Source organism: Lysinibacillus sp. FSL K6-0057 (assembly GCF_038630885.1).
Lineage (GTDB): Bacteria > Bacillota > Bacilli > Bacillales_A > Planococcaceae > Lysinibacillus > Lysinibacillus fusiformis_F.
Genome location: NZ_CP152047.1, coordinates 4,065,119 through 4,087,685 on the forward strand (window position 1 = coordinate 4,065,119; position 22,567 = coordinate 4,087,685).

At 34.2% G+C, this 22,567-nt stretch carries 20 protein-coding genes; 10 read left to right on the forward strand and 10 right to left on the reverse strand.

What is annotated here, in order from left to right:
* Positions 1–536 precede the first annotated feature (536 nt).
* Both MHB40_RS20250 and MHB40_RS20255 read right to left on the reverse strand, forming a co-directional pair.
* Entirely contained in the window at positions 537–1,643 is a 1,107-nt protein-coding gene (locus tag MHB40_RS20250; RefSeq protein ID WP_342533302.1) for an AAA family ATPase, read from the reverse strand.
* Positions 1,633–2,412, reverse strand: coding sequence for a DUF6414 family protein (locus MHB40_RS20255; protein ID WP_342533303.1), 780 nt, complete (start codon positions 2,410–2,412; stop codon positions 1,633–1,635). The genes MHB40_RS20250 and MHB40_RS20255 overlap by 11 nt, the downstream gene beginning before the upstream one ends.
* A 215-nt stretch (positions 2,413–2,627) precedes the next feature.
* Here MHB40_RS20255 and MHB40_RS20260 point away from each other — a divergent pair, with 215 nt between their 5' ends.
* A complete protein-coding gene (locus tag MHB40_RS20260) occupies positions 2,628–4,151 on the forward strand; it encodes a hypothetical protein (RefSeq protein ID WP_342533304.1) in 1,524 nt (507 codons plus the stop codon).
* A 238-nt stretch (positions 4,152–4,389) separates the two neighbouring features.
* On the opposite strand, the gene MHB40_RS20265 is transcribed toward MHB40_RS20260, so the two are convergent.
* Complete coding sequence (locus MHB40_RS20265; RefSeq protein WP_342533305.1) at positions 4,390–4,872, reverse strand: hypothetical protein; 483 nt, start codon at positions 4,870–4,872, stop codon at positions 4,390–4,392.
* A 287-nt stretch (positions 4,873–5,159) separates the two neighbouring features.
* Here MHB40_RS20265 and MHB40_RS20270 point away from each other — a divergent pair, with 287 nt between their 5' ends.
* From MHB40_RS20270 to MHB40_RS20295, 6 genes are all read left to right on the forward strand, one after another.
* Entirely contained in the window at positions 5,160–5,771 is a 612-nt protein-coding gene (locus MHB40_RS20270; RefSeq protein ID WP_342533306.1) for a hypothetical protein, read from the forward strand.
* 14 nt (positions 5,772–5,785) lie between these two features.
* Positions 5,786–6,754: a hypothetical protein gene (locus MHB40_RS20275; protein WP_342533307.1), complete on the forward strand. Its 969-nt coding sequence runs from the start codon at positions 5,786–5,788 to the stop codon at positions 6,752–6,754.
* Positions 6,755–6,827: 73 nt separating this feature from the next.
* Positions 6,828–7,118 (forward strand): hypothetical protein, encoded by a 291-nt coding sequence (locus MHB40_RS20280; RefSeq protein WP_342533308.1) that lies wholly within the window; start codon positions 6,828–6,830, stop codon positions 7,116–7,118.
* 238 nt (positions 7,119–7,356) lie between these two features.
* Positions 7,357–7,719 carry a helix-turn-helix transcriptional regulator gene (locus tag MHB40_RS20285; protein WP_342533309.1) on the forward strand — a complete coding sequence of 121 codons (363 nt, stop codon included), beginning with the start codon at positions 7,357–7,359 and terminating at the stop codon, positions 7,717–7,719.
* A gap of 92 nt (positions 7,720–7,811) precedes the next feature.
* The gene (locus MHB40_RS20290; protein ID WP_342533310.1) at positions 7,812–7,943 is read left to right on the forward strand and encodes a hypothetical protein; all 132 of its coding nucleotides are present in this window, start codon (positions 7,812–7,814) and stop codon (positions 7,941–7,943) included.
* Between the two features lie 126 nt (positions 7,944–8,069).
* Positions 8,070–8,396, forward strand: coding sequence for a hypothetical protein (locus MHB40_RS20295; protein WP_342533311.1), 327 nt, complete (start codon positions 8,070–8,072; stop codon positions 8,394–8,396).
* Between the two features lie 210 nt (positions 8,397–8,606).
* Here the strand turns inward: MHB40_RS20295 and MHB40_RS20300 are convergent, their stop codons facing one another.
* Entirely contained in the window at positions 8,607–8,960 is a 354-nt protein-coding gene (locus tag MHB40_RS20300) for a helix-turn-helix domain-containing protein (RefSeq protein ID WP_342533312.1), read from the reverse strand.
* 223 nt (positions 8,961–9,183) lie between these two features.
* On the opposite strand from MHB40_RS20300, the gene istA reads away from it, so the two are divergent.
* Positions 9,184–10,683: an IS21 family transposase gene (gene istA / locus MHB40_RS20305; protein ID WP_097075058.1), complete on the forward strand. Its 1,500-nt coding sequence runs from the start codon at positions 9,184–9,186 to the stop codon at positions 10,681–10,683.
* Positions 10,680–11,396, forward strand: a complete 717-nt coding sequence (istB, locus tag MHB40_RS20310; protein WP_342533313.1) for an IS21-like element helper ATPase IstB — start codon at positions 10,680–10,682, stop codon at positions 11,394–11,396. Before istA ends, istB begins: the two co-directional genes overlap by 4 nt.
* A 45-nt stretch (positions 11,397–11,441) precedes the next feature.
* Here istB and MHB40_RS20315 read toward each other — a convergent pair whose 3' ends face one another.
* Positions 11,442–12,839 (reverse strand): hypothetical protein, encoded by a 1,398-nt coding sequence (locus MHB40_RS20315; RefSeq protein WP_342533314.1) that lies wholly within the window; start codon positions 12,837–12,839, stop codon positions 11,442–11,444.
* A 516-nt stretch (positions 12,840–13,355) separates the two neighbouring features.
* On the opposite strand from MHB40_RS20315, the gene MHB40_RS20320 reads away from it, so the two are divergent.
* Positions 13,356–14,081: a SprT family zinc-dependent metalloprotease gene (locus tag MHB40_RS20320; protein ID WP_342533315.1), complete on the forward strand. Its 726-nt coding sequence runs from the start codon at positions 13,356–13,358 to the stop codon at positions 14,079–14,081.
* Positions 14,082–14,131: 50 nt separating this feature from the next.
* On the opposite strand, the gene MHB40_RS20325 is transcribed toward MHB40_RS20320, so the two are convergent.
* The 5 genes from MHB40_RS20325 to MHB40_RS20345 all read right to left on the reverse strand — a co-directional run bounded on the left by MHB40_RS20325 (position 14,132) and on the right by MHB40_RS20345 (position 22,416).
* Positions 14,132–16,201: a DUF262 domain-containing HNH endonuclease family protein gene (locus MHB40_RS20325; protein WP_342533316.1), complete on the reverse strand. Its 2,070-nt coding sequence runs from the start codon at positions 16,199–16,201 to the stop codon at positions 14,132–14,134.
* 39 nt (positions 16,202–16,240) lie between these two features.
* Entirely contained in the window at positions 16,241–19,168 is a 2,928-nt protein-coding gene (locus tag MHB40_RS20330; protein ID WP_342533317.1) for a type I restriction endonuclease subunit R, read from the reverse strand.
* Positions 19,169–19,193: 25 nt separating this feature from the next.
* Positions 19,194–19,523 carry a hypothetical protein gene (locus MHB40_RS20335; RefSeq protein WP_342533318.1) on the reverse strand — a complete coding sequence of 110 codons (330 nt, stop codon included), beginning with the start codon at positions 19,521–19,523 and terminating at the stop codon, positions 19,194–19,196.
* Positions 19,524–19,666: 143 nt separating this feature from the next.
* Entirely contained in the window at positions 19,667–20,917 is a 1,251-nt protein-coding gene (locus tag MHB40_RS20340) for a restriction endonuclease subunit S (RefSeq protein WP_342533319.1), read from the reverse strand.
* On the reverse strand, positions 20,917–22,416 hold the full coding sequence (locus MHB40_RS20345) for a type I restriction-modification system subunit M (RefSeq protein ID WP_342533320.1): 1,500 nt from the start codon (positions 22,414–22,416) through the stop codon (positions 20,917–20,919). Before MHB40_RS20345 ends, MHB40_RS20340 begins: the two co-directional genes overlap by 1 nt.
* Positions 22,417–22,567: the final 151 nt, after the last annotated feature.

Consider the following 22,567-nt stretch of genomic DNA (forward strand, 5'->3'; position numbering starts at 1 on the left):
TATTTACCCCCGTAAAATATTGCTTACACTTGCCCACAACCTCCCTTGATTAACCTTTAATTTATTTTCTTTTTTTACTTTTCTCATCTCTCCTTTCTTAAAAAACACGACAAAAAAAGCATCCGTTACATATAGGAAACACAGTTTTTTTTAAAACTGTAAATCTATAAGCACGAATGCTAATTGAAGTAGTTATTCATAGATTTGGTAGCACATTATAATTTGTGCATATTTATATTATAACACAAATTTTCATAAAAATATTTTATAGATAGAATCAAAGGCTACAAAATACTTAGATTATTAACAAAAGCAAGGACATCACGCTGTCACGACATTTTTTTCATTATTCCTATAAAAAAAATTGCATAATTTCTTGCATAAGCCCTTCTGCAATTTTATATTGTTCGGAGGGAATATAAGAATTCATTTTTCCGTCAGCTCTAGCCAATATACTAGCTCTATGGCGCCATCAAGGCTACTATCCAGGAATATATGCCAAGTAGTACTTTATTGTGTCGGGACATAGTAAGACACTAGAGGTTATCAATAAGTGGAACCGCTATCATCTGTTTTAAATATCTCCTTATGTCTCGTGCGTTATTTAGTAGGTTTACTTGACTCTTTAACAAGTCAGGAATAGATTTCCCATTAATTTCGCATTTTTCTATGATATCTCTATCTGCCTGCGTAAACTTTAATAACTCCTCTTCATATATATTATCTATTAACTTCTCTTTTGTTTCATTAGAAAAATGTGAAAATGCAATGAATGCATCGAAGCGAGAATAAATAGCCTCACCCAAATTTTTACGAATATCATCTTCCGACAAATAATTAGAAGTACATAGTATAATTGCATTTTTCAAGTTCACTTCATAATACTTATCAGAATAGATTCCTTCATCAAACAATTGATAAAAAGCACTAAAAAAAGTTCTATTACACTTATCAAATTCGTCTAATAGAATTATATTAGATTCTCTATCTATTAAATCTTTTGCAAACGAGTTACTTCTATCCCCAAAGATATAACTATAAAAGCTTTCGTTATGGTACATTGAAAACTGTTTTCTTAATAGTTTTTTACCTTCATTTACTATTTGATTAATTAAATAGGCTGTTTCTGTTTTTCCTACTCCTGGAGGTCCATATAACATTATTATTTTCGGTTTTATATCATTAGGTACGGTTAAGTCATATAAAGAGCGTAGAATATCTTTCTTAACATGCTCCTGACCAAATATCTTAAGACTAAACTCTTCTTTTAATTGTTTTAATGAATACTTATCAACCCTTGAATAATTGTAGCTATCAATCTCAACTTCAAATTCTTTACTATATATTTGAAGTTGATTATAAATACGTGTTGGTGGATTATGAAGGTAAATCTGGTCATATTTTAAAATCGGTTGATATAAAAGAATCCCTACTATAAACATTTCAATAAAAGAACTAGTCACTCCTCCATATTCTTCTGTAGATACAATTAAAGAATCATATGTATTTATTAAATCATCTTCTATAGGGTTTGTTCTTCTTGCATCACTCCATCTAACTAATTCAGATAAGTTAATTGTTTTTTCGGTAGGTATAACTGAATTAAAATAACTTTGTGGTCCATAGAATATATTAAATTTCATTATTTCCTACACCACCTAAAATCACATCGTATAATTTGATACGATTATTATTCGGAATATTTGCTCCTTGAACATTCATTAATCTATCTACATCTATTGTTTCTTGTGGTGTTGTTGAATTACTCCCAGATAGCTCATTTTGTATAAGTAATTCATTTTCTGTGCAATCTCCTACTTCAACTGCTATATACATAAGATTCATTTTAGGTAAATCTGTTAACATATATGCATTTTTAAATACATTAATATTAAAACGAAGTATAGCTTTATCTTCCCCTTTAAAAGCTAATAATTCATAGTATCCTTTAGCTGCTGATAAGATTTCATCTACGTTTTGAAGATTAAAATCTCGAATACCTTCTATTGCACCCGAGTCCTCTTTTAGAATCTTCATATAAGGGGCGTACATTTTTAAATACGCGAATGAATCCTTCAAAGCATATACTTTATAATCTTTGAGCTCTACAACCTTATTTTCATCCAAAAGTTTCCCTTTTAATGTCAAAAAGTCAGTTAAAATAGTATTTGTAACAGTCTTAGTTGCTAAGGAATCTTTCTCATGCGAAACACTGGTACTTACTTTTGTACTAAAAGCAGCTTTAACAATAGTTAAAAAACCAGTTCCTGCCCCTACATCAACGCTACCTTCAGCATTACCTTTTAGACTCACAGAACCGGTTTGTTCATTGATTTCAGTTATTTGTCCCCCATGTTCCATAAGTAAAATATCTGTTGCAGACCCTTCATCAAAATAAATAATTTTCTTCATAAAAGCATCCCTCGCTATTCCAATATTCTCCTATTAATTATATACTTATCAATAAAAATATTGGTGGAAAAATGAAATAACTTTTGACTCTTCAGAATACAAGTACTCTCAAATTCTACCACCCTATTTTTCTCTAAAACACTCATACTCTGTATTAATTAAAGACCTGTATAATATATTTCGAACTAATAATATTCCAGAAAAGAGGTTAAAGTATGTCCTTTACTGCAAAAGTATATCGTGTATTAATTGCTTCTCCTTCTGATGTTTCTGAAGAAAGAGAACTCATACCTAAAGTACTACATAAATGGAATACTAATAACTCCGCTCATTACAGAATCGTCTTTCTTCCCGTAAAGTGGGAAACACACACTATTCCAGAGATGGGGGAACGTCCTCAAGCTCTTATCAATTCACAAATAGTTAATTCATCTGATATTTTAATCGGAACATTTTGGACTAAATTAGGAACACATACTGGTGTTGCAGAGTCTGGAACAGTCGAAGAAATCCAAGAATTTATGAATAGTTCTAAAAAAGTGATGCTTTATTTTTCTATAAAGCCAGTTATGCCGGACTCTATAGAGCCTGAACAGTATAAAAAATTAAAAGAGTTCCGTATACATTGTCAATCAAAAGGTTTGTATGATACATATGATTCATCCGAACTCCTAGAAGAAAAACTGTTAAATCATTTAACTCTATTTGCACAATCTAACTCTAATGAACCTATTTCGAACGACTTAATAACAACGAATCAACTTTCAGTTGCGTTTTATCACCCTAAAATTCAGAAAGCAAAGAATGTATTCGATTTATTAAAATGGAATCACCTCACTACATCCGAATTTATTAATAATCAAAAGGAAGTTCTAAGTCAATTAACTCATGAACTTAGTACGACAAAACTACCTATCAGTGCAGGTAGAAATTCAGATAAAGCAGATTTTCTGAATACACCTGTTTCTATTTCGTCCGAAGAACAACAGGAGTATAGTGCCCTTTGTGAAAAATATCTTGGGATTAAATTAGATGCAAATTTTTTTAGTTTTGGAAATCTCAAAAAATCTTCATTACAAATTCCTACTTATTTAGGAGGTTCCCCTTCTTATGAAGGCACAGTAGAAGAAAGGGAAAAGTATAATTTATACACCAAATTCGAAAAGAAGCTTGATGAATTAAAGGGTTACTTAGAAACTTTCGCTTACCTTGAAAACTTTAATATTGCTCCGTTGATTTTAGTTAACTCGGGTCAGCAGTTTAATGAATCGATAACAGTTAAATTAAGCTTCCCTAAGGAAGTCCATATTTTAAACTATCAAAACTTCGAAAAACCTAATTATGCGACAATTAAAACTTTCACTAATGATTTTTTAAGTGCCATACTCCAACCAAAAGAAGATAGCAATATTTTGGAATATTATTCAAAAACTCAATACTCGCCTAGTGTATCTTCAGCTTTTGCAAACTTCTCTTTACATCGCTCTTATAAAGAAGAATGGGATGAAAGAAAGAGAAATTTTGAAGATAAAGCAGAAGAAATTTTATTTTTTGACCTCTATGAAAACGGTGAAAAACAGATTTTGAAATTCCAATTTGACGAATTAAACCCTTCAACTAGTATGTGGTTTCCTTGCTATATTCTTTTTACATCTTCAAATTCACTAAATATTGAGTATGAGATAACTTCAAAAAATTTACCACAAAAACTTACTGGAACATTAGAATACAAACTATAAAAAGTATAGCCATTCCTAAAAGGAATGGCTATTCTCTATAGAAGCTATGTAATTGAATGAACTGAGCTATGTGTAAGATTTCTACTTATTTAGTTCGAATTATCCTGTTCATTCAGTGATTATTTAGGTTTTTAAAGTATGTTGTTTTCTATTAATATGGCAACAATCCAAATAAAAATGTTCACAAGATGACAATTAAGTATAAAAATTGTATTTTAATAACATCACCATCTTAACATTAGTTACTTATTTTTTTGTACTTCTCTACAAATTCCAACATCATCTGCGTCATAACATCTTGTATCTTCCATTGATGAAATTTTGTTTTATACAATTCCTCGAACTCTTCGTATATATTATCTTGAACCTTAATACTTTTAGCTACATACTTTGCATCTATAGAACCTATCCTTTTATCAAGTTTTACATCTTGGTTTACCTCAAAGCATTGCATTTCTACCAGCATTTTCAATTCCGCAAAATGTTCATGTAAATAAACCATTAATTGCTTATCTTCATTTATACTATTTAATGTAGCAATTACATACTGTTTAGAGGCTCTATCAAATTTATAGCCTGCTGCTCGTATACCATTAGTTAATGTACTGGTAGACATGCCTAATTCTGCTGCTATTTTTTTCAACTCCTGCTTTTGCAATTCTTCATTTAACCATTTCACTTGGTCTTCTACTGATAACTTTCGATATTCATATCCTTTCACATTCTCACCTCCATTTACATTTGATTGTGTATCATATACAACCATTCTACAAAATATTACTTTTGCGAAACAAAAGTATGTTTAACCCCTATTAAAGTAAGCTAAATAATACTTTTTCTTACTCTGCTTTCCCTTCAAGTTTTTAGCTCTTCGAACTCCTTAGCCATTAATAAGACTTCCGAAAAGTTATAACTCCCCCCATATCCCCATACAATAGGTTGTTATTTCGCAACGGGAACACAAGTTAAGAGACAGCTGGTTTAAGATTCATTCCCGTTCCCGAAACAATGCAAATAAAGGAGGTGGCTCAAATAACAACTATTAAAACAATTACCAAACAGGAAATTAATTTACTTCATGCCTTTAAATCTTGTGGAGTAATGCTTCACGAATACATCCTTAGCTACATCTCCAATCATCGACTCTCGGTATTTATAAGAGGTGGGCTAATCAAAAAAGCCTCTACTTTTCTACATGGCAATAGCAGCTTCTTTATTTATTTTCTGTCTGCTAAAGGTAAAAGGTTAGCGTTGAAGGTTGGTATATCTGGACAGTGGTATCGGTCTGCATCCGTATCGCATGATATTGAGGTATTGAAGAAGTACATGTCATTGCCATTGGAAGCAAGGCTAACATGGCAAACAGAAAAGGAACTGCAAAATGTTCTCAACCAAACATTACAAAGCTATGAACAACTAAAGGATTACGAAAAAGTAGAAGAGATAACTGGTTTAATAAAAGATAAAAAGATTAGCGCTACGGATGGAGCTTATGAATCTAAAGGAAAGCTACAACTGTTTGAAGTAATTACTCGCAACTATACATTTGAAGACATCCTAGCAAAATTACTTTTTACCGATGCTTTAAATTGCCAAATTGAAATGAAATATACAAGATGAAGGGAGGAGTCATTATGATATCAACAACATACAAACAAAAGATTGCGGAAGAACACTTAGACGTCATTAAAATCATTTATTTTCTCGGAAAAGGGATTATGTGGCGAACACAGTTAAAACAGTATCTGCAATACTTCTTGCAAATGACGGATAAGAAAATTGCTTCAGCAATAGCTGCACTAAAGGATGCTGACATTATCCATATACACCGCTACTGCAATCGACAAGTTTTACGTCTTAAAAAGTTTGGTATCTACTTCTTAACCAAACAAACAAGAAAGAATACCGCGAGTATTACTTTTACAACGACTAAAGTATTAAAGAGTGCATTTATTAATGCTATTTTGCTCTATGAATTACACCAACGCGAACTCGATATGGAAGTAAACGAGTATATCAAAATGATTAAAAGTAATACAACATTACTGGCGAAGGATAAAAGCAACCATCATATACTGAGGCCTTTTTTGCAAAACCCTTTCTACAAGAATGGATGGGAAAAAATTCGTTCAGAGCTAGAAGTATTAGAAGAAATTAGACAGAACAATATTAACAGATTGAATCAACACCCCCTTACTAAAGAAAGTATATATTATTACGATTTTAACCTTAATGCCATCCAATCAAGAGGCGTCTATATCGGCGGTTGGCACTATTCTAACGCTTACACTGTTTATGATAAAAGAGTGAAGCTACATGGCCCCATTATCTATATTATTGATGCTAACAATAAATATCGAGATGTCGCGAAACTTGAGAAACTAATAAAAGAAATTCGAGATTACTTTGATTCTCTTCTTAATACGCCACAGGGCTTTACCATTCAATTCAAAATCATTGTAGAGGATGCAAAAACAGAAATGTCCTATCGTAATAATTCAGCATATAACACTCTTTGCGAGCACTCGGTATTGAATGAAATTGAATTGCTCAACCTCAACGTACTTCACGAAGTATTCGCCGGCGTTAATTTAATTAGATAACACTATCTATAGCGTTATATCTATTGTATTTTTGCATATGATGTAGCAATCTATAAAATGGAGTTGTTGCAACATGGCAAAAGGAGAGGCAATCACAATAAAGTTACGCGAGTCGCATATTGCTCGTATCAAAACAATTCGTAATCAATTACTTGGAGAGTTACAGATGGATTTAAAGGAATGTAAATGTGATATTAAAAAAAAGCATTTAAAAAATAAGCTAGACTACTTTAGTGGTTTAAGTATCGAGCGATTAGCAACACTCTGTTTTATTTCAGGGTTGACTGTTGATACGCTGGTTCCTGATTTAAAAAGAACAATTTCTCTACATGTAGTATTTAACAGTATTACAAATAGACCTTAGTCATAAATAGCTACCGTTCCAACGGTAGCTATTTATCATTTATATGAATCTTTTATAACTTTACAATAGATGGTCATTAGCTATTAATGTCATCAATAGTTATCTGATTTATACAACATATTAAATACTTTAATAAATCTTTTATAGCAAATGAATAATTCATCAATAACTCAACTATAATAGCTTGTTTTTAATAACAGAGGATTCTCGATTTGAGAAATATAAGGAGGAAATGAAGTTGACAGTAGATGTAACAACAAAATTAAACCCTGGAGCAATTATTAAGATTTTACGAAAGGACCGTGGCTACTCTCTTCGCGAATTAGCAAATGAAGCAGGTATTACCGCCTCATATTTATCAAAATTAGAAAATGACATCAACACAAATATTAGTTTAGCTGTATTTTCAATGTTGTGTAGAGCACTCAATGCAAATCCTAAAATTTTTTTAGACGAGGACTTACAATCAAAGCTTATGCATCCTATGGATTTACACGATTTTTTCTTAATGCAAGAACTGCATTATAATGGTTCGCCACTTACTTCTGAACAAAAAGAATTAATGCTTGCTGCTATAATTAATAGTTTAACAGATGAATAATTCACCAATAGCAAGTAGATGATTCTGCTTGCTTTTTGGTTTGTTATTTTATTACATTAAATACAACATTAAAAGTGTGAGGTGATATTATCATGACCAAGGACAAAAAAGTAAATCAAGGTCTTCAGCCAAAAACGAGCACTGATAAATCCACTAAAATTAAAGCAAGTTTCGATAAAGCTGTAAAGAAAAATGGGGAAGCATTAAAGAGATTATCTAACTAAAGATAACCTCTTCCTAATGATATTCACATTACACTAATTATTTTTTAGCTTGTGGAAGAAAAGTATTCGAACCTTTAAACCTCACGATACAACCAATAAAGTCTTGTTTTCAAAGGAGAAATTTAATTGAAAAAAGTAGCAATAATCGACGAATTAATAAAAAGTGAGATACCTAAATCTTTTACTTTAGAAAATAAATTTACACATATCCGCGGTTTTCATGGTTGTCGTCCTTTAGACATACATACTTACTACTCCAAAGGCATTCAAATGCTTGATAAGGAACAACTACTGCATGAAACATTATATCGTTTAAATGATATCTTCCTTGATAAAAAAAGCATTATAGAGGTATTTGAAAAACATTGGCAGTCGGAAGCTATTGAAAGAAAAAGTATCTGGTTCACTGTTTCAAAGCAAGAATTATTGAAACTATTCCTACTGAGTACCTAAAATGTTTGAAAGATAACATAAAAAACAAAGACACTAGCGGTGGTTTTAAATCTACCTCTCCTATTTCTAAAGATGATGTCATTGAACACCTTCATCCATTGAAAATTGTCGATTGGCACAATAAAGGAAGCTATTATCTAAATCAAATGAGATAATAAATGATTAAGTATGAATAAATCATACCCTATGAATTATTCATATTTAATCTTTTTATCTTGCTTCCATTTTTAAATCAATCAAGTGATAAACCGTATGAGGCACATTGCGAATACATTTCGTTTCCTTAAAAATAACGCCTTTATCATGCAGCCTTTGAGTAAGCTTCGACAACGACGTTTGACTCTTCTTCCCCAAATGCTTAGCCAATTCTTTTTGACTCTCCCAACAGTTCCCACCTAAATTACCTGTTGCTCTAACAAAATAGATATACAACTTTAATTCGCTTCCAGTAAGAGTCTTTAATAACCAGTCAGCAACATCCATTGGAATCATGGTAAACCCATCCGCTGTATTAAAGTATGGATTTACATAGTATTCGTAGCCTTCTCCCTCTCTCCGATTCATCCGTTTCTTTATAATTAATTGATTCTGTAGTAACGGCTTTATATTCTTTTGTAAAGTTGAAATTGATACTCCTACTATCTCTAACAATTGTGTTGGTTATGGCAAACTAAAAATGTACCTTTCGGACATTAATTTATGCATGAAAAAACCACTTGTCAACATTATCCAATAAAGTTACACTCCTCGTTGGACCAACAACGTTTAACAGGAGGTAATATAGGAGATGTTGCAAGTGGTAGAAATTAATTATATCAGACATGAAGTTAATCATAAAGGGCGTTCCTACAAGGAAGTTGCAGAAAGCGTAAATCATGATCAACGTACAGTTAAAAAGTACGCTGATTTAGAAGAGTTTCCACAAAAGTTAAAGCAAAAACGCAAATCGCCCGTATTAGATGCCGTAAAACCGATCTTAAATAGTTGGCTTGAAGAAGATTTAAAAATGAAAAAGAAGTTCCAGCGTACTGCAAAACGCATGTATACGCAGTTAGTTGAGGAACATGGATTTAAAGGTTCAGCAAGAACTGTAAGACGTTATGTTAGCTCGCGAAAAGAAGAGTTAAAGAAAGAAGCAGAAAGTGCTGTACTTCCATTAGAGGCGCATAAAGGTACTGCACAAGTTGATTTTGGGAAAGCCCCTTTTAAATATGCAGGGGAAATAATAGATTTACCATTTTTAGTAATGTCTTTTCCTTATTCAAATACATTCTACTTTCAGGTATTTCCATCCGAAAATACAGAATGTCTATTAGAAGGTCTGCAACGTATATTTAAACGGTTAGGTAGCGTACCTAAAACAATTCGTTTTGACAATCTTTCACCTGCGGTTAAAAAGATTCACGCAAAGGGAGAGCGTGAGTTAACGGACATGTTCGAACGTTTTGTTTTACATTATGGATTCGAATATGAATTCTGTAATCCTGGCAAGGGAAATGAAAAAGGACACGTTGAAAACATGGTGAAGTATTCACGAAACAACTATTTATTACCTGCGCTATCGCTTACAGATTTAAATGAATTGAATGAGCAATTATGGGAAAAGGCTGAGAAAGACTGGGAACGGATTCACTATGAAAAGAAGCGAAAGCAGTCTGAACTTCATTTAGAGTCCGTCGCAAAACATTTAGTTTTACCAGAAAAGGAGTTTAATTGCGCTCGTATCATGACTGCGAAAGCAGACAAATCTGGATTTGTGCACATCGATTCAAAACTTTATTCTACTTCCCCGCGTTTTGCGCAAAAGAAAGTGTTCGTAGAAGTTCTGTATGATGAAATTCGGATTTTAAACGAAAACTATGAATGCATTGTAAAGCATCCGAGATTGTATGGCAATCAGGCCAAATCTATGGTTTGGCAACCTTATTTAAAATTATTGGCACAACGGCCAAAAGCGATTAAATATTCGGGTGTATATGATCATTTACCATCAGAATGGCAAGCCTATTTAAAAGCCTCTACGGAAGATGAGCAAAAGGCAGCACTATCACTTTTAGCAGAATTAATGACCGTAGCTACATTTGGTCAACTAAACGAAGCGTTGATGACCGCATCTAGTAATGGGCATCCTTCGGCTGAACAAATTAGGCAGGCTTTTAATGCACAAAAATTCAATCAGCAGCTCTATCAGGACATTCAAACCTCTGAGGAAATCCCTAAACTGCCAGAAGTGACTAGAGGTTCAAGTCACTATGATGATCTTTTTAAAATGGAGGAGAAATCATGACGCAGCTACTAGAGGATTGTGCAAAACGTTTGAAATTAAGTCAGTTACGTTCACATATTGCGGAATTAACCGCTGATCAAATTCAGTTTCTAGAGCAGCTCTTTACACGAGAAATTGAGCATCGTGAAGCAACAAAACTGAATTTATTATTAAAGCAGGCGCAGTTGCCTCAAAGTGGTCATGAGCCGTTTAATTGGCAGCATGTGCAACTAGCCAAAACATTATCGAAAGAGGATTTATGGGATGGACAGTTTATCTCTGAAAAGGAGAATCTTATTCTTTACGGTGGTGTAGGCACTGGAAAAACTTACTTAAGTCGTTGCATTGCATTAAATGCCATTACTAAGTTTGGTCATAAAGTACGCTTTTACACAATTGCAGGACTCGTTAATCAACTGATTGATGCGAATCAAAAAGGGCAGCTGAATAAATTAATGAACCAAATTGATAAATTAGACCTCCTTATTCTTGATGAGCTAGGCTATATTCCGTTAGGAAAAGAAGGGGCAGAGCTTCTCTTTCAAGTGATTTCGATGTGTTATGAAAAGCGTAGCATCATTATTACGACGAACCTTCAATTTGGACAATGGAATCATGTATTTGGGAATCAAATTTTAACAGAGGCGGTAATCGATCGCTTAATCCATCATTCACATTTAATCATCTTTACTGGAGAAAGCTATCGATACCGTAATTCTAGTATTCGAAAATAAGTAAAAATAGTGTTGGCAAGTGGTCGCAAAATTAATGACCATTTATTACATTTTTTGATTGCCAAATGCATGTGTTAAAGTGAAATTTGATATATCCTGTTTCTTTTTTACAATATGCATTGCTAAATAGATGCGAATCGAGTTATCTGGTAAATCTGCATAGTTATCAAATAGCATATTCGGTAAAATAACCTTGTCCTTTTTGGAAAACTTTTCAAATTCTAAATACCCATATAATTTAGCCATTTCTGGTGTATATTTCCCATATCTAGCCTCAATATCATAACGATATAATCTCTTCACTTCTGAATTAATTGTTGCTTCATCAATTATTGGATTGCATACCTCTCCCCAAACTGTTAATACATTTATGATTTGTTCTAGACTAAGCCCTAAAGTATTTTTTAAAAACGGAATTAGGAACAACATAGTATCGTTACGTATCCCTTCTTTTGTCCCCATAAGCATTTTTTGTATTGCTAAAGGTAATCTTTCAAAAGGCACTGTAGGATATAAAGATGTGCCTTTTTCAGCAAGATTTTTTATTTCTACTTGTTCTCGATAATATGTTAATTCTTTTTTCTCTATTTTTTTTGCTTTTTTTTCAGCATTCAAATGCGGTTTCTGTTCAATATTTCCCAGGGTTTGTAATTCTGATATATCTATTTGATTTTCTAATATATCTGGCATAGTTTGTAGCTTTTCAAATACTTCCACAACATCATATCGGTTTTCAGTCTCATTACTCATACAAACTGGTATAACTTCTCGACTACCTTCTTGATAATATTTATTTTTTTTATCAAGGGATTTCGAGTTGAAAGTAAATGGTAATCTCATTACACGCGCAGCATCACTAATATTACTATCCACTTTAAAACCTTTTTGCATAAGCAATGTAGTAAATTTCTTTAGAATTTCTGTATCGTACACGCTTTTTTTCAAGAGAATAATTGATTGAAAACCATGCCCTGTAAAAATGTCCATTGTTTCAATACCTAACCGTTGTAATTTTTCCTTTTCTTTCAGAAATTCGTCAGCGGTTATATCATCAAAATCCATCGGTAAAATACATGTAAATACAGCATTTTGATTGTTCACTTTTCCTTTTTGCATTGATTTACCGTCTTTAGTTTTTACCTCTTTTTGATAGTTAAAAGCAAATGTACTGTAGTAAATACAATATCCTTCACCATTGATAAGCTTTAAAAACTTGCGTAATTCGTCTTTATCTTTCTGCTGTAATCTCCAGGTATTATAACTTCTTATATATTTAGCATTTTCATCTCTCTTAAGAGGTCGTAATTCTATGGCACACTTATTCCAAGTGTCCTCTTTTAAAAACGGATAAATAGTCTGTAAAAATGTAACAATTTTATTGAGCTGATTGTCAATTTGTTTTTCATTAAAAGTAGAAAGTGTCATAGGTGTAGTTGTTTTCACTTTATATACCTCAATTCATTCAACTGTACTGTTAAAGGCATAATATAAAAAAACACTACATTTGCGGACAAAAAGCGGTCGTACATCACAAAAATTCGGTTTAACAATATTTCTTATCATCTTTAAGTTTATTTATATATTACATTAGCCCCTCCTTCCCTCCGCTCTCCTCTCTGTTTTATTATTATTATGAAATTTTCCGATTTAAAAATTAAAAAACTAGTGTTCTCAAGGCTTGAAGCTTGTTCATACCTTATGAATTTTTAAGATTTAATAAAATACCTAAATAAGTACTTCTAGTTTTTAATATGTAATTTCTAAGAAAAACTACACCAACCATTCTCAAAGGCTTTAATAAGATTCTAAAATATTTTAGACTCAACTTAACTTTGCTGCATGATAATTATCACTCATACTTGTTAAACAGCTTTTTAAAAATATTAAGCCAAATTAATCTTATAAATAAATGTCTTCATGATAAAATAATGTAATAATAATTTGGTTGGAGGGATTGTATTGCATACCATTCAATTCGGAAACGCTATAATCCCATATGAAGTAAAGTGGAGCAATCGCAGAAAGACCATCTCAATCGCAGTAGATAGTAACGGTGTCTATGTGACCGCGCCGACAAATACACCTCAAGAAAAAATAGTTTCGGTTGTGTACCAAAAGGCGAAATGGATTCGCGCACAGTTAGCGCATTTTAACGAATTGAATGACAGTATGCACCATCGTTCATTTTTAGCTGGTGAGAAACTACCCTATTTAGGTCGGCAGTATCGTTTAAAAATAGAAAAAGGAGAGTCTATCTTATCTCCATCGTTTAAATTTCAGCAAGGTACTTTTATTGGTCAGTTACCAGCTGATATTGCAATGGAAAATCACCGTGATATATTGCTACCGTTATATGAGCAATGGATAAAAACTACAGGTGAAGTATTTATCAAATTACGTATGCAACGTTTTACAGTGAAATTGCAGGAGGAACCGGTTGCTGTAAAAATTAAGGAACAGCAACAACGCTGGGGGAGCTGTACACCTAATAGACAATTGTTACTTAATTGGCGCATCCTTTTAGCACCTGTATCTGTAGTGGATTACGTATTAGCTCATGAATTAGTTCATTTAAAACATATGAACCATTCAAAGGAATTTTGGGATACATTAGGAATGCTTATGTCGAATTATGAAGAGAAGAAAGAATGGCTTCGAATGAATGGGAAGACGTTGTATATATAAAAAAACAAGCCATGTATTGCTTAAATAGCAGATACATGGCTTTGATTCTATTACATAAAATTCAAGAATAAAAAATCATTCTTTGCTTCATCATTTTCAAACTTGATGCCCCATCTTTTTTCCATAAATTCCAAAAGAACTAATCCTCGTTTTAAAATTGCTTCCGCATTCCAGTCAGGGTATGCTGCAACTTCTATTTCACTGTGAGAACCGTCCCTATAACCTTTATGAGACCTGTTTAATGGGGAAACTTTATCAGGAAAACTATCATTTTGCATGCTTGAATTTTTACTACTCGATAATGGTAATAAGTTACCTAAAGTGCCCGTTAATATTCCTTTTTGCTCATCAGAATATTGTTGAAAACCTTTTGTCCAGTAATCATTTGTAGGTGTTTGAGGATAGATATGCTCTATAGATACTTTGTCTTTCTCACTTTTAACAAATAAGTTCCAATCTATTTTCTGATTTCCATTTTGCAATACTTTTTCATGCTCATATTCATATAAAAAGTATTGCAATCCGTTCCACCAATAAAATCCTCCACCATTAGTATAATGTCTTGTAATATACGCTTTAAATGGTTGATAATCAAATGCAGATGTTGGACTTAACCAATTTTCAATTCTATCATTTAGTATCTGACAGATTTCATCAATCGTAATATCGTCGTTGTTTAATCTTTTTGTTAATCTATAAAACTCACTGTTACGATATGTTGATAATGCTCTCCCAAGTCTAAACGCAATAAATATAAACCTTTCAACAGCTTTAAATAGTTTTATTCTATCAGCTATAGTTATATCTGAACGCAGAAAAGACACTGAAATTAACGGTCTAAAGTAGGCAATTCCTACTCGATTTAACCTATCTAGCCAGAGTTGTTCTTCAGAAGTTAAATCATTGTTATTTAAGGGGTTAAACGAGTTGTACCAATGTACGGCAGTTGATTGCAAACTTTTAACGTAATCTGAAATTTCTTTTGGTGAAAGCTTAGCAATTGTTTTAGATTTTTCTTCAACAGTAACTTCTTCTAGTTCTTCTGGTTCCACTCCATCTTTTAATTCGGAGACTTCTGTAATCGAATCTAATTTCACTTCAATTTTGTTAAAGACATTTTGAGGATTGAATTTTTCATCAAGTAAAAACTTTATGTAGTCGTCACCCTTTTGTCTCGAATATTGAAAATATATTATCCAATGAGCCGTTAAGAAGTCATCATCTGACAAAGGATTTTTTTTATTACGCCCTAGTTGATAATATACTTCTTTCCAAGCGTTATTAATATCTGAACGAAGTATGTCCCGCTCATCATTAGATAACTCATATGATTCGTACAATGTTGTTAAATAAATTAGACGATTTTTTAATAGCTCTAGATTCGACAGTTTTTTCCCTCGATTATTCATCGTTTCAAAAGCGACAAATACATCAAAATCGTCTTGGATTTCATGCAAATTGAACATCAAGTTTTGCGTAAGCTTTTTAAATAATCCTTCAATCTCACTCAACCCATAAGTTTCATAAAAATTCTTTAAGTTAGATTCAAAAAACTGTTTAGCATTTTCCAAATTCAATGTATAAAATGTTTCAGTAATTGTGCCTGCATCCGGCTCACCTAAAATTTTATGTCTTAGATACTCAAAGCTTGGATTATCTGTTTCATAACTAAACTTATACGTATTCACAATGAATTGTGGGGGCATTTGAACTACAAGGTATTCTTCTTTAATCTGTTGAAGACTAAATGTTCCTAAATAGATTTCAGAGTCCTTTTTTCCAATATTCTCTGGGAGTGATTTAACTAAATTTATTATTTCACTAACAAAAATAACTAAAGTAGTTAAACGTTGTTGGCCATCCACTATGTGAAAAGGTTTAAAACCACGGTCATTAATCAACCACCTTTCCGCAATCCATTTGTCACTGTTATAATCCTCTTTTGAAACTTGTTTTAATGACAATAAGCCAGTGTAATGAAATCTATCATTCGGTAAATTTATGACATCTTCCCAAAAATCTTTTAGCTGTCTTTTTTGCCAAGAGTACCCACGTTGATAATCCGGAATTTTAAAGATTCTATCTTTAAAAATGCTTTTTAATGACTCCAATGTTTGCATGAACTATTCACTCCTAAAATAGGTTAATGGAAGTAATTCTTATTTCTTACCATACTGGTTCTCTGCTAACGCAATAAAATACCCCGTCAGCATCGATGCATCACTCATCGACATTTTCTCTTTAAGCAGTTTGATTTTTAAATCAGCCGTTAATTTACGCTTAAAATCAGTTTTGGATGACCAATCGCTAATTGGCGTAACGGTATCTTCTATAAACTTATGAACGTCTACAGCAATTTCTTTTAAATTGTACGTTGCACTTTCTTCATGAACTTCAAAGAGTTTATTATAATAAGGCTCCTGCAAGCTTGTTAAGCCGCTTTCTGTCTTTCCGCTAACTTTGGTAACAATAGCTTCTCGCGCCTCTTCTAGCTTCTCTAACAGTTCAAAAATCGTTAATTGACGCTCTTTGTACTTTTCGATTAGCTGCTCTACCTTTTCCTTTAGAGATGTGTAAAACACTTTATCTTCATCAAGGCGTACAGAGATTTCCTTCTTAATGGCATGCTCCATTTGAGCTGCTTTTGTTTCAGGTTTCCTATTCTTCTCCACTTCTTCCTTGAAAGAAACATCTAAAATTGAAACTGGGTCACGTGCATCAATACCTTCTGTAAATAGATAGTTCTGCACAAGGCGGCGCACCTTTTCGCCGCACTCTGAAATATCCATCCCATCATCAATCGCAAAACGTGATTTCGCTAGCTGGCGAATTGCTCCAAGACGTTTTAAATCCCCTACAAATCGTTCTGCCTTCGGACTTGGTAACACCTTATCCATACTTTGCGCAAAGCGTTTATATGAGATATCGAAATCTGCACGTACATCTTCATCTGTTAAGCGTAAAATGGCATCCTCTAAATTTGAAGGGGCTAATCCATCGAAATAACGCAGTGCTGCACGATGCCGTTGCTCTAAACGAGGCATTTCATCATCAATTGACTTTAATGCCCCTTTCACATCATTCGCACTGAAAATCTCTAGTGCTTGGTCTAAGAAGCGAGAAACCCCAAAGTAATCGACAATTAAACCATACGATTTATTGTCATCGTATTTACGGTTTGTTCGCGCAATCGCTTGTAATAGATTGTGCTCCTTTATTGGCTTATCTAAGTACATTACTTGCTCAATTGGCGCGTCAAAACCTGTCAGCAGCTTATCGCATACGATGAGCATAGCTAGCTTGTCCTCGTCCATTGGCTTTTTGAAGCGAGCAATGAGATTTTTCTCTTCCTCTTTGGAAATATGATATTTACGCATTTCCTCCGAATCATTTTGACCGGCAGAGAAAATAACAGCTGTTTCAAATTGACCAGCTGCAAACTCATCAACCAGCTTTTTATATTCAACCGCTGCATGACGAGAAATTGCTACAACCTGTGCTTTATAGCCGTTCATTAAGATTTTGCTTTCATAATGACGTACAATATCTAATGCAATTTCACGCATACGGTCTGGTGATGTTAGTAATAATTCATCATTTACGTATTTTTGTTTAATCTTTTCGCGTGTATCCTCATCGTATTCATGGAAGGAACGGGAGAAAAGTTCATCTAATGAATCTCCTTTTACATGTAGGTTTGGTAAACGGGATTCATAGAAAATTGCAACAGTGGCTCCGTCTTCAACAGCTTGTTCGATAGTGTACTTATCAATATAAGCACCAAACTTACCCGTTGTTGAACGCTTTTCCTTCTCGATTGGTGTACCTGTAAAGCCAATGAATGTTGCATTCGGTAACGCTTTACGCATATTCATTGCTAAACCTTTATACTGTGAACGGTGAGATTCATCGGTCATGACAATAATATTTTCTGATTCAGAAATGACCGGGAACTGCTTCTCATCGTCTCCTTGGAATTTCTGAATAAGTGTCATAATTGTACTACCTGCACCTTTAGCTAGCTGCTGCTTTAAATCTGCTACCGACGTTGCCTGTGTTGGGTTTGGGAAGCCCGATTGTGTAAAGGTCGCTGTAATTTGCTCGTCTAAATCTTGACGGTCTGTGACAATAACGAGCATCGGGTTTTGGAGCTTCGTTTGACGACGCAGCTTCATAGCTAAGTAGACCATCGTTAATGATTTACCAGAGCCTTGTGTATGCCATACAACCCCACCGCGAAGGGCTGGCTTATCTTCTGTTAAAATACGGTCAATCGCCTTGTTTACAGCACGGTATTGCTGATAACGTGCCAGCTTTTTCACCTTGCCATCAAAGACGATGAAATTACGCATTAAATCGAGTAACGCCTCTTTACGGAGCATTCCTGCAACTAATACTTCCTGTGCTCGTGTAGAACCTACTTCCTCTATAGTTAAAGGATACGGGTCCTTCCATAAGCCGTAGTGCTGCGCCTTAGCAAATACCGTTCCTGCTCTTGCACGGTCACGACTTGTGACAATTAAAATTTGGTTGTACCAAAACAGCTTGTCATTCGTTTGCATATAACGCTCAAATTGACGCACACCTTCTGGCAACTGCTTGTCTACCTGTACTTTTGGACTTTTACATTCCACTAACACAAGCGGCAAACCATTTATGTACAGCACAATATCTGGACGTATTGTACCGTTCGCACTTTCAATGCTTAACTGATTGACTGCAAGAAATTCATTATTATTTGGACTTTCGAAATCGAACAAAGCGACGGTCTGATTTTTCTTACCACCACCGACATCTTGTAATACTGAAATCCCTTGCCCAAATAACCATTCAAAAATCGTTTTATTAGCATGCCACGTATCCTCTGCTTGAAGCGAAACAAATTGCTTCACAACCTTTTCAACATTGGCATCATTTATCCAAGGGTTTAAAGCTTGAATTGCCTTCGCAAAGCGCCGCTCAAGTACAATTGCTGCCTTTGATGAACGCTCTGCCTCAAGCTCTGGCCCTTGCATATGAATATAGCCATAGCCTTTTAGCTGCTCAATAAACGGCAGCTCTACCTCGATATATTCTAATCCACTCATCTACATTCACCTGCTATCCTACACCCTACAACATACGAACCGATTTATCGGCCTCATCGTACTCCATAATTTCTACATCGTTTGGAATGAGATGCCCGTATGTAAGGAAATAATATTCACCTAATGTTTCATGACGCTTATTGCTGTAATCACGTAAAATGAAAAAGATTTTGCGATATCCTGTTGATGCTAAATGAAAATAATACATTGCCTCATTCCAAACGGTTAGCTTCGCATTCGGCACATTATCTCCAGAAGTCCAGCGATGCGATTTACATTCAGTTATGATTTTCTCCTCTGCATACGATGGCGTACCTAAATCAAAGCGATGATTTTTCTTGCGTGCAAGCCCCATCGGCAAGCCGACATCCTTGATGATTTGATAACCTAGCTCCGTAAATACGCAAAGGCAATATCCTCAAAATCTCGCCCAATATGTGCATTACTAATTGAACCGACTCTTTGAAAATTCGTCATACAAATCCCCTTTGCTTTGAACTAAATTTTCACACGAATTTGACCTGTCAGAAGCTGCTGCATTAATCCCTTTTTCAATTCCTCATACTTTGCCTTTTCCTGCTCGCAAACCCCGATTTGCTCGTCTACTGTTGCGAGGATTGAGGCAATTTTTTGTTGTTCATTCAGTTTAGGCAGTAAAGTTTTCACCCTTTTCAATTGAGCTTGATTTAACTTTGGCTGCGCACTCCCTGTAATATAATCTTCATAATTTATTGACTCAAGATAATATGTTAAATAATCAATATTCACATTTGGATTAGGCTTTACAACATGTGCATGATTATTAACCCATGCCTTACCTTGAATTTTAAAAGCCATCGGAAGTACCCTAGACCTTAAATTTTCTCCGTCTTCCCCCACCAAAATTAATGGTTCATCAAATATGAAATCGTTAACCCAATCAATAATGCCTGTTGCTCCATAATAAGGTATAGGACCACTAAGTCTATCATTCTTTTTTATTGGCTTTCTCATACCATCTAATACCGACACGATTTCTTCCAAAAGAAATATCTCCCACTCAACCGGTATCTCCCCAAGCTCTGTCTGCTTAAACTCCGTATGCCCAATCCCTTTTGTTAGCAATTGCTGCATTAAACCCTTTTTCAATTCCTTAGTTTTCACAATCAACTGCTCGGTTTCATCAATTTGCTTGTCTACTGTAGAAAGAATTGAAGCAATTTTTTGTTGCTCTCTTACATCAGGGAGAATACATAATAATTGTTTTTGTATTGTTATTGGAACTTGATTTCGTGTTGTTTGTCCCATTATTTTTTCATACTGATGCTTAAAAGTTGGGGACATTAAGTAATACATTAAATAGTTCGAAGAAAGTTTATCTGCTTCACATCTAAATAGTGTTAATGATGTACTTAATATGACAAAATCTTCTTTCGTTTTCAGTAATGCTACCGGTCCAACTGTTGCATTATGGGCAAATAACACATCATTATCTTCAGCTACCCCTTTTTTAAATTTTGCGGCTCTTGCTGCAGATAAATACTTAGCCATATTAAAATCAATACGACCGTTCTTAATACTGTTAGCAGAGATATATGGAACGCCTGCATCTATAAATTCATCAGAACGGGGATAAAGCGAGCCATGGTTACCATCGATATGGTGAGTAATAAATTTACTATTAATCAACTCTTCTATTTTTGTTACTTCCCACTCAATCGGCATCTCCCCAAGCTCGGTCATTTTATACCCTTCACGCACTTCACTCATTAAATTTCACCTACCCCAAGTTCACGTAAGTATTCATTTAACTTCACTTTTGTCTCGTTACGTTTAGCTTCGATTGCTTGAATATCTTGTAAAACAGCTACAATATCTACCTGCTCCTCCTGCTCTGTTTTATCAATATAGCGTGTAATATTTAAGTTGTAATCATTATTTTTGATTTCGTCTAATGACACAATACGCGCGTATTTTTCAACGTCTTCATTTGCATCAAATGTTGCGACAATTTTTGCTATATCTTCATCACGTAACGTGTTTTGGTTTTTACCTTCTTGGTACTCATCCTCTGCTGCGATAAATAGGACGTTGCCTTTACGTTTCTCGTCTTTTTCACGATTAAAAATAAGTACACACGCTGGAATACCCGTTCCATAGAATAAATTCGAAGGTAACCCGATTACTGCTTCTAATAAATCAACATCAGCTTGTAATAAACCTTCACGAATCTTTCCTTCTGCACCACCACGGAACAGCACACCATGAGGCATAACAACACCAGCCATCCCATTTGCTTTTAGTGAAGCAATCATGTGCTGGATAAATGCGTAATCCCCCGCATTTTTCGGTGGTAAACCGTATAGGAAACGTCCGTAAGTGTCATGCTCTGCTTCTTCACGTCCCCATTCCTTTAATGAGAACGGAGGATTAGCAATTACACGGTCAAATAGCATAATTTCTCCATCTTCTACAAGCTTTGGCGTACGGATTGTATCGCCTTTTTCAATGCGATGGTCAGGTAAGTTGTGTAGCAGTAAATTCATCTTCGCAATTGACCAAGTACCTAAGTTTTTCTCCTGTCCGAACAATGAAAGTGACTGTGGATTACCTCCTGTAGATTTTACATAGTCAACAGATTGAATAAGCATCCCGCCCGAACCACATGTTGGGTCGTATACACGCATGCCTTCCTCTGGCTTAATGAGCTTTACGATTAGCTCTACTACTTTAGATGGCGTATAGAACTCGCCACCTTTTTTTCCAGCATCATCGGCAAACATTTTAATTAAATACTCATAAGCGCGGCCAAGCATATCCGGCTCTGATAAGTTACCGTTACGTAAATCAAGTAGTTCAAAATGCTGTAATAAACGTTGTAGCACGCCATCTGTTAGTACTTCTTTACGGTTAAAGTCTATTGGCGTAAGTACACCTTCAAGAGTCACATTTTCATTTTCAAGTGCTTCAAATGCCACATTAATAGCAGAACCGATATTTTCTGCCTTTGTACGAATAACAGACCAACGTGCAGCTTCTGGCACGAAAAACTGGTACTGGTCTTGGTCGTCTACTAATAACGCACCAATTTCCTCCCCATGCTCTGCGATAATTTCCTCACGTTGCTCCTCAAATACATCGCTTAAACGCTTTAAAAACAGTAAACCGAATATATAATTTTTAAAATCACTAGAATCCACCGACCCACGTAAAATATCCGCAGACTTCCAAAGATGCGATTCTAATTCTTGTAATTTTAATTGAGCCATTTGAACTTCCTCCATTTGTGATATTATTCCATTTATATAAATAAACAGTACCGCAAAATTATTGCAAAATGATATGCAATACAACAGTAACTGTGTACCTCTAATTTTATTATAAGTGATTTCAATGTTCACTTCAGAATATTTTAGTTTT